Below are 11,823 nucleotides of genomic sequence, written 5' to 3'. Positions count from 1 at the left end.
GAGCGTCGTATCGGGCTTACCGAAGCGTCGCCGCTCGGTTCCTCTGCTCCTGCGAAATGCAAGGATGACACATGAACACTTTGGACTTCCTGGATAAGAAGTCGCTGCGCGACGACATTCCTGACTTCCGCCCCGGCGACACGCTCAACGTGAACGTCAAGGTTATCGAAGGCTCGAAGGAGCGCGTGCAGGTCTTCAAGGGCGTCGTTATTCGGCGTCAGGGTGGCGGCGTTCGCGAAACCTTCACCGTCCGCAAGGTTTCCTTCGGCGTCGGTGTCGAGCGTACGTTCCCGGTTCACAGCCCCACGCTGGCCTCCATCGAGGTTCTGACCCGCGGTGACGTTCGTCGCGCGAAGCTGTACTACCTGCGCGAGCTGCGCGGCAAGAAGGCAAAGATCAAGGAAAAGCGCTGATCTTTCTTATTGGCCCGGCACCGCGTACGCGCGGTGTCGGGCTAATCTGTTTCTGTGGCAGATTCTTCGAAGGAGCAGGCATTGTCGTCCGGACCCGAGAATCAGGATGGAACAGGTAATCCCGAGGAACAGAACACTCCTCGACCACAGACATCTCACCGCTCACCCAAGAAACAACGATCGTTCTTCCGGGAACTCCCGATACTGATCGGGGTGGCGCTGGTTCTCAGCATCGTTTTACAAGCATTCGTCTTTCGCGTTTTCCTCATTCCGTCCGAGTCGATGGAGCCGACCCTGCACGGCTGTGCAGGATGTACCGGTGACCGCATCGTGGTGGAAAAGATCGGATACCGCTTCGGCGATCCGCAGCCCGGCGACGTAGTCGTCTTCAAGGGCCCCGATTCATGGAACACCCACTACACCTCCACGCGGTCGGACAACGTCGTGATGCGCGGAATCCAGGAGGTCGGCTCGTGGGTCGGCCTGGTCCCGCCCGACGAGAACGACTTGGTCAAGCGCGTCATCGCCACCGGCGGACAAACCGTCGAGTGCTGTGACGAACAGGGTCGAGTCCTCGTGGACGGCAAACCGCTCGACGAGCCCTACGTCAAGATGGACTACCCGTTCACTCCCGGCGTCCAGGATTGCCAAACCGCTGTTCAATCCGGCCGATGCTTTGCTCCCGTCACCGTGCCCGAGGGACACGTGTGGGTGATGGGCGACAACCGGAGCAATTCCGCCGATTCGCGCGCCCATGTGCAGGACGAGCTCCAGGGGACGATCCCGCTCGACAACATCATCGGTCAGGCACGCTTCATCGTTCTCCCGCCTTCACGGATGGGTAGCATCAGTTCACCTGATCCCCAAAGCAATTGAGTGCAGAAGACCGTGAGTAGTTCGAGTACTTGGCCACCCCGAGTGGTCATTCGCAGATCAACAGGTTTGCGAACGATGGAGTCTGCGCTGTATCGAACGGGGATGGGTCCGGTTGCCGGTGTCGACGAAGCCGGACGCGGTGCGTGCGCCGGCCCACTGGTCATCGCGGCGTGTGTTCTGGCGCCGAAACCGCATGTGGCCCTTGCTCGTCTCGACGATTCGAAGAAGCTCACCGAACGCGCCCGCGAAGAACTCTTTCCGAAGATCAAACGGCTGGCATTGTCCTGGAGTGTCATTTCTGTCGAAGCCGAGGAAATCGATCGAATCGGCATCCACGTCGCCAACATAGAAGGGATGCGACGCGCTGTCGCCGGCCTCGAGACGCCACCCGGATATGTGCTCACCGACGGGTTTCGAGTTCCCGGCCTGCCCGCGCCGTCGCTGCCCGTTATCGGTGGTGATGCCGCAGCCGCGTGCATTGCCGCCGCCAGCGTGCTCGCCAAAGTGACGCGCGATCACGTCATGGAAGAGATGGACGGCACCCATCCCGGATACGGCTTTGCGATCCATAAGGGATACAGCACACCCGTGCACATGGACGCGCTCGACGAGCTGGGCCCGTGCCCGGAGCACCGGATGACGTACGCCAATGTCGTTGCTGCGGGACTCCGGGTGGAGCAGCGCGCGGGGCATACGGGATGATGAAGGTTCAGACGAACTGGGAGGACTGGCTAAACCGATGAGTGCCGAGGATCTCGAGAAGTACGAAACCGAGATGGAGCTGTCGCTCTACCGCGAATACCGGGACATCGTCGGACAGTTCTCCTACGTCGTGGAGACCGAACGACGTTTCTATCTCGCCAACACGGTCGAGTTGCTGCCCCATAATTCGGATGGCGAGATCTACTTCGAACTGCGGATGTCCGACGCGTGGGTGTGGGACATGTACCGCCCCGCGCGATTCGTGAAATACGTGCGCGTCGTGACGTTCAAGGACGTCAACATCGAAGAGCTGGACAAGCCGGATCTGCGCCTGCCGGACTGAGCTTGGCTCACATGGACTTTTGCGCACAATGACGGCCTCGCCGATTTTCGGCGGGGCCGTCATTGTTCTTTGTTCGGGTCAATTGCCCTTCACATTGACGATCTGACGCAGCGTATGACGGATTTCCACCAAGTCCTTGGCATCGTCCATCACGACGTCGATGTCCTTGTACGCTCCCGGAATTTCGTCGAGAAACGCCTTCGAACGCTTGTACTCGATGCCGACCATGGCCTTGTCGAGGTCGTCGATCGTGAACGTCCGCCTTGCCTTGTTCCTGGCGTAGACGCGACCGGCGCCGTGCGGGCTGGACTTGAACGACGGCACGTTGCCCTTGCCGACCACGACGTAGCTGGCCGTTCCCATGGACCCTGGGATGAGTCCTGGCACGCCAACGTCGGCCTTGATCGCCCCCTTCCTGCTCAACCACACACCGCGACCCATGTGGAATTCCTTCTGGGTGAAGTTGTGGTGGCAGTTGATCCTCTCGAGTTCCTCGATGACAGCCGGCCCGCCGTCGCCCATGAAGTACGCGAAGTCCTTCACCACCCGATCCATCATTTCCTCACGGTTCAACAGAGCAAAATGCTGCGCCCAGTTCAGATCGGTGATGTAACAGTCGAATTCGGGTGTCTTCTCGACCAGGTAGGCGAGATCCCGGTCAGGGAGGTCGATGTGCCAACGGGCGCACAGATCCTGCGCGACCTTGATGTGGTGCTGTGCGATCTTGTTGCCGACACCGCGGCTACCCGAATGCAGGAACAGCCACACGTTGTCATTTTCGTCGAGGGTGACCTCGATGAAGTGATTGCCCGACCCCAGCGTTCCCAACTGGAAACGCCAGTTGTTCTTGAACTTGTCGTAGAAGGGCAGTCGATCACCGGCCATCGATTCGAGCTCTGCGATACGGGTTTGCGCCGTTGCGGTCAGTGTTTTGTTGTAGACACCGGCAGACAGGGGGACCGAGCGTTCGATACTGTGGCGAAGCGCGCTCAGATCGCGACCGGTCAGATCCTGAGCGTTGTAGTGGGTTTTGACTGCGATCATTCCGCAGCCGATATCCACGCCGACGGCGGCAGGCATGATCGCGCCTTCGGTCGGGATGACCGAACCCACCGTCGCACCCGCACCGAGGTGCGCATCAGGCATCAATGCCAGATGTGGACGGACAAAAGGCATCTGGGACGTGCGCAACGCTTGCTCGCGAGTTTTCTCGTCGAGTATCGATGCCCAGTTCCACAGCCTTTCGGTGATCTTCTCCATCAGTTTTCTCCCACATAGTGCACGTCGAGGACCTGCTGGTCCTTGTGGTGTGCGGGATCAACCATGCGCGTCGAGAGGTGGTGTGTGCAACCGATTTTCAGGTCCGAAGGCCGTCGGCAAGCTCGTAGATGCGGCCGACGTACTTCTCCTGGAAGGCTTTTCGGGCCGCTGCAGCTTGATGTTCTGCCCCCGCGTGCGTGTAGACGTACTCGAGATGGACCAAGCATTCGCCGATGTCGACGCGGCGCTGATCGAGCACCGCCAGCTCCTCGACCAGCCGCGCCAACTCGCAGGTTGCGTCCGTTGTTTCGTCCATGGCGGTCCTCGATGTGCTCGTCGATACGTCCTGGTCCCAGGCTAGCACTCTTCGAACAGATATTCGAAGGTGAGTTTTGTCGTCAGCTGCCGGGGATGAAGCCCGGGTATACGAAGTGGCCCGGTCCACCGCCGGGGAGACCGGATCCGGACACGTTGGGCACATTGGCTTGGAGGCGAATCAATTTGTGCGGATTACCGTACTGATCGGCCTGCCAGCATCCGGTCAGAACTCCGTGAAATGCCGTGCACACAATGCGTGTGCTGGTGCCGAACGGTGACGTGAGCGGTCTTGATTAACAAATGGATTCCAGTAATTCGGATTCTCTGGAGTGAGGAAATTCGAGTTGTCGAACGGTACCGATGGGCTCGGGTACGGAGGAATCGGCGGCCACTCGTCCTGGGCCTGCGCGATCGCCGTGCTGCCGAGGGTAACTGCTGCAACTGAAGCTGCGACGACGGCAGCTTGGGCGAAATGGCGCATTCGCGGTTTTGTCATCTGTCGAGAATAGGGGCGACGCCGCACATGACCGGGCGAATCCAGGCCACAGTTCAATGTCGAAATGGGCATCAACGTAGAAATGGGCAGAGCTACCAGCGTGCGCTGACGGCTCTGCCCATTTCCTTCCCCGAACTGAGTTAGCTCAAATTGCCGATCACATTGCCCAGGACTCCGCCGATGACGTTGGTCATCGACCCCTGCGGATCGGTGAGGGAGCCGAATACCTGGCCCGATCCGGTGTTCACTGAACCGAAGCCCATGTCTTCGAGGCTGCCGGCGCCGGCCTCGACAGGATTCGGCTGCCGGATTGTGACGCACACGCCCATCGGGTTGATGTTCCAGTCGCCGGCCGCGAGCACGATGTTGGTGCCTGCGCCGCTGTCGAGCTTACTGCCGACCGTGGCATTATCGGGAACCTTGTAGGTGGTTTCCAGAGCGATGACGCCGCCGCCGGCCGTCGTCCACCCGCCGCCCTTGGCAACTACGGAAGTACCGTTGACGACGGCTGTGCCTGTGACATCTTCCCACTGTTGGTTTCCGATAAGCCATTTGACGTTAAGGCGAGCCTTGACCAACTGGAATCCTGCCGGGTGGAAATCGCGGATCTCGTTGACGAGTGCTCCCGAGCCGGACACCTTGGTGATGTAGGTGACTGTCTGACCCGGTGCGACGGTGCCGTCGCCGACAACCTCCTTGCTGACGGTGTAGTCCGTCCAGACGGAGCCGGGCCAGTTGTCGGTGACCGACTGGCTGAGCGCGCATGCGGGTGCGGCTTGTGCCACCGATGCTCCGAGTCCGACAGTGACGCCGGCGGCAAGGAGGACGAGAGACGTAGTGGTCGCTACTGCGTGGCGTAGTGAGCGGCGTGACATGTAGAACTCCATTCAGCGAAATGCAGCGGTCTTGTAGGTTCGAGCAAAAACTATAACCAGTTCTACTGGACCGACGTCCAGTTTTGGTGGGAATCGGAATATTGCCGGTATGCAACCGGACTTGTCGCTAATCGCCCACCTGCAAATGGGTAGTGCCGGGCCCTCAGAAGATTCGCAATCGTCGGGAATCGCTACTCGGGGAAGTGGCGGTGTCGATACAGTCGCTCATCCTCTGGAGTCTGCTGTCCGAGTGACTAGCACATGAGGCACTGTTGTCCGAGCGAATGAATTGTTCGCGGTTTCGAACTCCGGGAGTAGGCGGAGCTAGCGTGATTCCATGCAGCAGTTCTCGTCGATTTGGCGTTTCTGGTCGCGCTGAGAGTCGTGAAGCTGAGAGTCGTGAATCAGTCTGGGACTTCTTCGCTGGTGTAAAGCTGCGCTGTTCCAACTGCTTCGTGCGCGGGGTCGATGTCAACTTGGTAGGCCGCAACGATTCGACAGACTTCGTTGTTGTAGTCGACAAGTCCTTCGACACGGATCATGTTCGGTCCCCAATTCAGCTCGACTGCCTGCATTTTGACACTCAGTTCGCCGTGGTCAGTCGATAGCATGAGGCGCGTGATCCCTGGTGACGGCATCCGATAGGGCTTGTCCTCAATCGCGAGAATGAGTGGGTAACGAACCATGGGGATCAAACTAGTGCAGTGAGGGGCGACCTGTGCCAGATCAGCTGGCCACCGATTGCCATTCGACGATCGTCAGCGCTGTCAAATGTCGAACAAGCATTAGCCTCGATCGAGACGGACCTTCCAATTTCGGAAGCTATAGTTCGACCCGTGGCTACCTTTGTATCCAACCTTGGAATCACAGTTGCCGATTGTCGGCGAATCATCGCAGATCCGATCCTGGACGGTAGCTCATTTATGCTCGACATCGATGGTGGCATCCAGAGTTTGGTTATAAGTTCCTTGTTGAGATCACGGGACGAATTGACGGTTCAGTGTGAGGGTCGGTTCTGCTTTGTCACACTGCACCTGCCAGACGACGTCGATGCGGTAGCTCAGGCCACGATTCTCTACAAACGCCGTCCCTGAGGCTCTCTGACTACTCGGGTCCCGTTGTTCTGCCGAATTCCACAGGCCTCGAGTTATCAACAGGTGGGTTTTCTTTTGTTGGGGTGCGCGGTTAGTGGGGCACTGTGACGGGTGGGACGCGTTTTGCATGGGCGGGCGCGCGGGACCGGAACGGTGGGGGCTGTGATGGCGGGGAATATGGCGTTGGGGGCGCGCGGCGAGGATGTGGCTGCGGAGTTCCTGATCGGTGCGGGTTTGGAGATTGTCGAACGGAATTGGCGGTGTCGGTACGGCGAGTTGGATGTTATTGCGACGGTTGATGATCGGATTGTTTTTGTCGAGGTGAAGACGCGTAGTGGGGTGGGGTACGGGTCGCCGGCGGAGGCTGTGACGTTTGCGAAGCGCCGCCGGATTCGGGTGTTGGCGTTGCAGTGGCTCGGTGATTCGGGTCGGTCGTGGTCGAAGGTGCGTTTTGATGTGGTGGCGGTGTTGATTCGCCGCGATCAAGATCCGGTGGTCGAGCATTTTGTGGATGCGTTCTGATGGCGTTGGGGCGGGCGCATTCGGTGGCGGTCAGTGGCGTCGACGGTCAGATCGTGGAGATCGAGGCGGATATCGGGCGTGGTTTGCCTGGTGTGCAGTTGGTGGGGTTGCCGGATACGGCGTTGCACGAGTCGCGGGATCGGATTCGGGCGGCGGTGACGAATTCGGGGGAGGAGTGGCCGGACAGCAAAGTAATTTTGGCGTTGTCTCCTGCGACGTTGCCAAAGGTGGGAAGTGTGTACGATCTTGCTCTTTCCTTGGCGGTGTTGGATGCGGCAAAGAAATTGCCGCGCAAGGAGTTACGCGAGACGATCTTTTTGGGTGAGTTGGCGTTGGATGGCCGGTTGCGGTCGGTGCGGGGTGTGTTGCCTGCGGTTCTGGCGGCGAAGCGTGCGGGTTGGGGGACGGTGGTGGTTCCGCGTCAGGCGATGGCTGAGGCGGGGTTGGTCAAGGGGATCGAGGTGCTCGGTGCCGGTGATCTGGCTTCGGTGCTCTCGTGGTTGCGGGGTGAGATTTTCCTGCCTGTTCCGGAGCCTTTCGAGCGGGCGGTGGAGGTGGGTGTGCGTGATCTCAGTGAGGTGGTGGGGCAGGCGGATGCACGCTGGGCTATCGAAGTGGCTGCGGCCGGTGCACATCATTTGATGTTGACGGGTCCGCCGGGAATCGGGAAGACGATGTTGGCTTCGCGGCTTCCGGGGATATTGCCGCCGCTGACGGAGTCCGAGGCTCTGGAGGTGACGGCGATTCATTCGGTGGCTGGCGTGTTGACGGCGGAGCATCCGTTGATCGACATGCCGCCGTTCATTGCGCCGCATCACAGTTCGTCGGTGAGTGCGTTGGTCGGTGGTGGTAGTGGCATGGCAAGGCCAGGCGCGGTGAGTAGGGCGCACCGCGGGGTGCTCTTCCTCGACGAGTGCGCGGAGATCGGCGTCAAAGTGCTCGAAGCCTTGCGAACACCGTTGGAAGACGGCGAAGTTCGGATAGCTCGACGTGACGGAGTCGCTCGGTACCCGGCACGTTTCCAGTTGATCTTGGCTGCAAATCCGTGTCCGTGTGCGCCGCCGCGTGACGCGGACTGCGTGTGTGCACCCGCGGCGAGGCGACGGTATCTGGGCAAACTGTCGGGACCACTACTCGATCGAGTCGATATTCGGGTGCGGATGCAGGCCGTTGCAACGGGTGCGTTGATCGACGAAGTAGGCGAGAGCACCGAAAGCGTCCGAACCCGAGTATCCGCGGCGCGGGATGCCGCGGCGGAACGCTGGAGTGACTACGGATGGCGGACCAATGCCGAAGTTCCGGGCCCAGCGCTGCGACAGAAGTTCCGACTCTCACGCGACGCTCTGGCGCCCGTCGAGCGTGCGCTCCGCAAAGGCGTGATCACTGCGCGAGGTGCTGATCGGGCTTTGAGAGTGAGTAGTGCAGTACAATAACTGATTATGAAGACAGTAGCCTCATACCTTCGTCAGAGTCAAGACAGATCAGGCGATGAGCTTGGTATTGATCGGCAACGTGATGCTGTCGAGACGTATGCGAAGACGCGCGGACTCGTCATCGCTCGCGAGTACGTGGACAACGACGTCAGTGCGAGTTCGGGCAAGCGGAGGCCGCAATTCGAAGAAATGATGCAGGCTGTGGATCAGGGTGAGATCGATGTGATCGTGGTGAGGCATCTGGACCGCCTGACTCGCAGGCTGGCGGACCTTGAGAGTGTCCTGTCGAGGGCAGAGGCTCATGGTACGGCCGTGGTTTCGGCTCTCGATGGAATCGATACCTCAAGTGATGGTGGTCGGCTGGTCGCTCGTCTTCTTGGGTCTGTGGCGCAAGGTGAAGTGGAGCGCAAGAGCGCGCGGCACCGAGCAGCGAAAGTTCAGGCAGCAAAGCAGGGTAGGCCGACAGGAGGCAGACGAGCCTTCGGGTATGAAACGAACGGCATTGATCTCAGGCCACGAGAGGCTGATCTAATCAGGCAGGCATACGCAGACCTTCTCGCCGGACATTCCCTTGGTGACATCGCAAGGACATGGAATGCGGCGGGGTTTCACACTGCCCAGCTCAAGCGTGACGGCACTCCCAACACCTGGAACCACAACAACGTTCGCGATGTGCTCGTGAATCCGCGCTGTGCTGGTCTGATGCGGCATCGCACGCAGGGAGATGGGCGTAAGTCGGTTCGGCAGAATCCCCGCCTCGGAATTGTCGGCAAAGCAATCTGGGAGCCGATCGTCAGCGAGGAAACATGGTATGCCGCAGTTGATTTGGTAACTGACCCAAGTCGATTGAATCCAGTTAAGGGTGGCAAGAAGTTGTTGTCTGGTGTCGCTCTGTGCGGCGTGTGCGGGATGACTGTTCACGGTTCAGCCTCCAGTAGGGGGCAGTCAGCGTACCGCTGCCGCTCCGGTTCTCATGTCTCTCGTAAGGCAGGCGATCTGGATGAATACGTGCTGACTGTGGCACTCAAGCGACTCTTGAAATCTGACGCGCTGGAACGATTCGCGAAGGTTACAGCCTCGGACGTCCAGCCACTCATCGAGCAACGAAACGCTTGTCGCAAACGACTCGAGAGTGTCGCGAACGAGTTCGTCGAAGGTGACCTCGAGCTAGATCAAATCAAGGCAATCACAAATGGTCTTCGGGAGAAGATCGCGGCGTGCGAAGTGGAGATCGCAAGAGCTGGGCGCAGCGATGCGGTCACAGCGCTGCTTGCGTCGGAAAACGTTCAACTCGCATGGGCGGATCTCTCGACGGCACGTAAACGGACCATTGTCGACTCGATGATGACGATCACGCTTCACCTTGTTGGTCCTGGGGTTCGGGAATTTCGACCAGAGCACGTGACCATCGAGTGGAAATCTCACTAGACGCTTCCTCGTGACGAGAGGGTCGGCGCAATCCCATTCTGGGCGCGCCGACCGTCTTTTTTCATCCGGTGGCTATGCCCGGTGAGGATTCAAGGCATTGGCCCAGGTCGTAGGCCTTCCGTGGCCGCTTGTAGCAGGTGCGCCTTGTCCAAAGTTCGGGTACTTGGGGCCCGCTGGAATGCGTGCGCCCTTGGCGAGTCCCGGTCGCAACTGGAGCAGTTCCGCGACCTTCTCGGTGACTGCATCGGTATCGATAGTGCCGTCGGCGTGGAGAAATGCGGTGAGGTCGTGTCCGCCGACATCGAGGAGGTCTGAGGGCTGAGCCAGGGCTTTGGCTGCTCGCAGAACATCAGCCTTCTGGTAGCTCTCAATGCGCGTGTTGGCTTCGGTGAGTGCAGTCTCGGCGGCTCGGAGCTGAATTCGGTACTTCGCCGCTTCGGAGTTGCTTGACGGCTTGTCCTCGTCCTCGCCATGTTCGGCATTCGCGTCTACTTCCGTTGCAGAAGTGGGGTTTTCGTCGCTTACCGTGGCGCTAGTGTCCGGGTCGGCGGCATCAGGTGCCGTGTCGTCAGTGGGAGCATTGTCGGTGCTGAGGGCTTCGGGATTCAGAGTGGTCATGGGGTTTCCTAGAGTTCGATTTCGATGTTGGGGAGTTGCTCGACCAATTGCGGCCATGTGCGATTGCGCAGCGATTTAGTTGTGAAAGTCACGACGGTTTGAAGGTCGCGGGGAAGTTCGAAGCCGAGGTGATCGCGTAGGAGGTCGCGTTCGGTCTCGGTCGCAGGACGCCGACGGGAGCGCAGTTGAGCGTCCCATGCGAGAGTTGCGTCCTCCCTGGACTGGAAAGGCTCGGGGAGGGGATTCTTGAACGTGAGCCAACCTCGAGGATCGTTCGGGCGAATTTCGGGCATCGATGGGGTTGTGATCATGCGGTGATATTGGCTTTCTGTGGTGTTCGATGTCCTGCGAAGTTCCGCAGGGCGTGATGGTGGTCGTGTGCCGTAGCCGCAAGTGGCCGGCAAGTAATATGCGGCTGTACGGCCATCTGAGTCGATGTAAACGGGAATTGGAATATCGGTGTACATCTGACCCGTTTCGGAGCTCAGAATTGAGATGAGGGATACGAAAAGGGGCGGGGGGTGGGGTTCATCTTCGGTGAGCGAAGCGGACTGCCGTCGGCTATTCGGTGGTGAAAAGATGGCTTGGGATGAGGTGGAAGTGTGAATTGCTGGAAAGCCCGGTGAAGGTTCTCCGCTTCGAGTTGATCCACTGGACTCGGTTCACTCCGAATCGACTTCTCAGTGCCACACTCACATCCTCATTTAGCGCAGCGATGAGGGATATGTATTTAATCTCTTACTAGATACTTCTTCGAAAAGATAAAGCTTTTATATACACGTCAGAACTGGTGTATAGGGGACGTCAGTTCTGGTGTGTGGGGTACGTCAGTTCTGGTGTTATGGGTCTGAACTGGTATTTCATTGAATGTCATCGTTTGGCATGGTGACCCACCACCACGAATTATCATCTGTCGTGTCATCGCGCACTGCCTTGAGGAACGCTCCGAACGTCTGATCCCACGATGACCGGAACTCCTGCCCGTTCTCCACTGCGCCCGAACGGAGTGCTTCGAGCAGGACTTCGAACTCAATGTCGATTCCCCAACGCTCGTGATTGCGTTCGTGGTCCGTGTCGACGGTCCAATCGTTGATATGTTCACTTCGATCTTTCGGCTTCACGAAGGTTTTCACCGGGTTCGCTGCATCCCACTCGGGACAAGTATCGAGAGCGAACTGGTATAGGTTGCCGATCTTCCCGTAACCGGCCCGAGTTCGAGGTTGAACCGATATCAGCCCGGTTGACTTCAATGTCGATATCGTTCGGTCGACTACGGATCTGCTCACACCGATTTCATTGGCAAGCGTGTCGAGATTCGCAATGCGGCACCAATTCTCGTCTGTGCCTTCGATCCAGGTCACGTAAGCATGAAACTCGCGGGACTTGATCTTCGGGGCGACGGTGCGAATTGCTTTCATAATATGACCGAGGGATCGTTTTGGTAT

13 protein-coding genes and 2 pseudogenes are annotated in these 11,823 nt (G+C 58.9%); 7 read left to right on the top strand and 8 right to left on the bottom strand.

Annotation, left to right across the window (positions count from 1 at the left end):
- Window positions 1-71 precede the first annotated feature (71 nt).
- Genes rplS through FEZ60_RS31050 form a run of 4 tightly spaced genes read left to right on the top strand, consistent with a single transcriptional unit; the run spans window position 72 to window position 2,334 of the window.
- Window positions 72-413 carry a 50S ribosomal protein L19 gene (gene rplS, locus FEZ60_RS31065; protein WP_033236539.1) on the top strand — a complete coding sequence of 114 codons (342 nt, stop codon included), beginning with the start codon at window positions 72-74 and terminating at the stop codon, window positions 411-413.
- Between the two features lie 54 nt (window positions 414-467).
- Window positions 468-1,289: a signal peptidase I gene (gene lepB, locus FEZ60_RS31060; RefSeq protein WP_116103125.1), complete on the top strand. Its 822-nt coding sequence runs from the start codon at window positions 468-470 to the stop codon at window positions 1,287-1,289.
- Window positions 1,290-1,301: 12 nt separating this feature from the next.
- The gene (locus tag FEZ60_RS31055) at window positions 1,302-1,991 is read left to right on the top strand and encodes a ribonuclease HII (protein ID WP_095887784.1); all 690 of its coding nucleotides are present in this window, start codon (window positions 1,302-1,304) and stop codon (window positions 1,989-1,991) included.
- Window positions 1,992-2,028: 37 nt separating this feature from the next.
- Window positions 2,029-2,334, top strand: a complete 306-nt coding sequence (locus FEZ60_RS31050; protein WP_003942715.1) for a DUF2469 domain-containing protein — start codon at window positions 2,029-2,031, stop codon at window positions 2,332-2,334.
- Between the two features lie 78 nt (window positions 2,335-2,412).
- Here the strand turns inward: FEZ60_RS31050 and FEZ60_RS31045 are convergent, their stop codons facing one another.
- The 5 genes and pseudogenes from FEZ60_RS31045 to FEZ60_RS31030 form a co-directional block, all read right to left on the bottom strand.
- Entirely contained in the window at window positions 2,413-3,594 is a 1,182-nt protein-coding gene (locus FEZ60_RS31045) for an RtcB family protein (protein WP_172937851.1), read from the bottom strand.
- Window positions 3,595-3,691: 97 nt separating this feature from the next.
- On the bottom strand, window positions 3,692-3,910 hold the full coding sequence (locus tag FEZ60_RS31040) for a hypothetical protein (RefSeq protein WP_172937850.1): 219 nt from the start codon (window positions 3,908-3,910) through the stop codon (window positions 3,692-3,694).
- Between the two features lie 82 nt (window positions 3,911-3,992).
- Window positions 3,993-4,393: pseudogene (locus FEZ60_RS32755) on the bottom strand (hypothetical protein).
- A 155-nt stretch (window positions 4,394-4,548) separates the two neighbouring features.
- On the bottom strand, window positions 4,549-5,283 hold the full coding sequence (locus FEZ60_RS31035; RefSeq protein WP_172937849.1) for a hypothetical protein: 735 nt from the start codon (window positions 5,281-5,283) through the stop codon (window positions 4,549-4,551).
- A 404-nt stretch (window positions 5,284-5,687) separates the two neighbouring features.
- Window positions 5,688-5,894 carry a hypothetical protein gene (locus tag FEZ60_RS31030; protein WP_172937848.1) on the bottom strand — a complete coding sequence of 69 codons (207 nt, stop codon included), beginning with the start codon at window positions 5,892-5,894 and terminating at the stop codon, window positions 5,688-5,690.
- A gap of 648 nt (window positions 5,895-6,542) precedes the next feature.
- Between FEZ60_RS31030 and FEZ60_RS31025 the strand changes: the two genes are divergently transcribed.
- The 3 genes and pseudogenes from FEZ60_RS31025 to FEZ60_RS31015 all read left to right on the top strand — a co-directional run bounded on the left by FEZ60_RS31025 (window position 6,543) and on the right by FEZ60_RS31015 (window position 9,760).
- Window positions 6,543-6,899 carry a YraN family protein gene (locus FEZ60_RS31025; protein WP_095885984.1) on the top strand — a complete coding sequence of 119 codons (357 nt, stop codon included), beginning with the start codon at window positions 6,543-6,545 and terminating at the stop codon, window positions 6,897-6,899.
- Window positions 6,899-8,317, top strand: a pseudogene (locus FEZ60_RS31020) (YifB family Mg chelatase-like AAA ATPase); the annotation flags it as partial. The gene FEZ60_RS31025 and the pseudogene FEZ60_RS31020, both read left to right, overlap by 1 nt.
- Before the next feature lie 21 nt (window positions 8,318-8,338).
- Window positions 8,339-9,760 (top strand): recombinase family protein, encoded by a 1,422-nt coding sequence (locus FEZ60_RS31015; RefSeq protein WP_172937847.1) that lies wholly within the window; start codon window positions 8,339-8,341, stop codon window positions 9,758-9,760.
- A gap of 72 nt (window positions 9,761-9,832) precedes the next feature.
- Here FEZ60_RS31015 and FEZ60_RS31010 read toward each other — a convergent pair whose 3' ends face one another.
- The 3 genes from FEZ60_RS31010 to FEZ60_RS31000 form a co-directional block, all read right to left on the bottom strand.
- Window positions 9,833-10,378, bottom strand: a complete 546-nt coding sequence (locus FEZ60_RS31010; RefSeq protein ID WP_172937846.1) for a hypothetical protein — start codon at window positions 10,376-10,378, stop codon at window positions 9,833-9,835.
- Between the two features lie 8 nt (window positions 10,379-10,386).
- Window positions 10,387-10,689, bottom strand: coding sequence for a hypothetical protein (locus FEZ60_RS31005; protein ID WP_172937845.1), 303 nt, complete (start codon window positions 10,687-10,689; stop codon window positions 10,387-10,389).
- 549 nt (window positions 10,690-11,238) lie between these two features.
- A complete protein-coding gene (locus tag FEZ60_RS31000; protein WP_172937844.1) occupies window positions 11,239-11,796 on the bottom strand; it encodes an HTH domain-containing protein in 558 nt (185 codons plus the stop codon).
- Window positions 11,797-11,823 lie beyond the last annotated feature (27 nt).

This window comes from Rhodococcus sp. MS16, assembly GCF_013277795.1.
GTDB classification, from domain to species: domain Bacteria; phylum Actinomycetota; class Actinomycetes; order Mycobacteriales; family Mycobacteriaceae; genus Rhodococcus_F; species Rhodococcus_F globerula.
The sequence above is the reverse complement of the archived record's forward strand: the minus strand, read 5'-3'. Positions and strand labels throughout refer to the sequence as shown.

Bases quoted from the DNA above. Each gene is read 5' to 3' on its own strand.
- rplS (WP_033236539.1), top strand. From the start codon at position 72: ATGAACACTTTGGACTTCCTGGATAAGAAGTCGCTGCGCGACGACATT.
- FEZ60_RS31050 (WP_003942715.1), top strand. From the start codon at position 2,029: ATGAGTGCCGAGGATCTCGAGAAGTACGAAACCGAGATGGAGCTGTCG.
- FEZ60_RS31045 (WP_172937851.1), bottom strand. From the start codon at position 3,594: ATGGAGAAGATCACCGAAAGGCTGTGGAACTGGGCATCGATACTCGAC.
- FEZ60_RS31040 (WP_172937850.1), bottom strand. From the start codon at position 3,910: ATGGACGAAACAACGGACGCAACCTGCGAGTTGGCGCGGCTGGTCGAG.
- FEZ60_RS31035 (WP_172937849.1), bottom strand. From the start codon at position 5,283: ATGTCACGCCGCTCACTACGCCACGCAGTAGCGACCACTACGTCTCTC.
- FEZ60_RS31030 (WP_172937848.1), bottom strand. From the start codon at position 5,894: ATGCTATCGACTGACCACGGCGAACTGAGTGTCAAAATGCAGGCAGTC.
- FEZ60_RS31025 (WP_095885984.1), top strand. From the start codon at position 6,543: ATGGCGGGGAATATGGCGTTGGGGGCGCGCGGCGAGGATGTGGCTGCG.
- FEZ60_RS31015 (WP_172937847.1), top strand. From the start codon at position 8,339: ATGAAGACAGTAGCCTCATACCTTCGTCAGAGTCAAGACAGATCAGGC.
- FEZ60_RS31010 (WP_172937846.1), bottom strand. From the start codon at position 10,378: ATGACCACTCTGAATCCCGAAGCCCTCAGCACCGACAATGCTCCCACT.
- FEZ60_RS31005 (WP_172937845.1), bottom strand. From the start codon at position 10,689: ATGATCACAACCCCATCGATGCCCGAAATTCGCCCGAACGATCCTCGA.
- FEZ60_RS31000 (WP_172937844.1), bottom strand. From the start codon at position 11,796: ATGAAAGCAATTCGCACCGTCGCCCCGAAGATCAAGTCCCGCGAGTTT.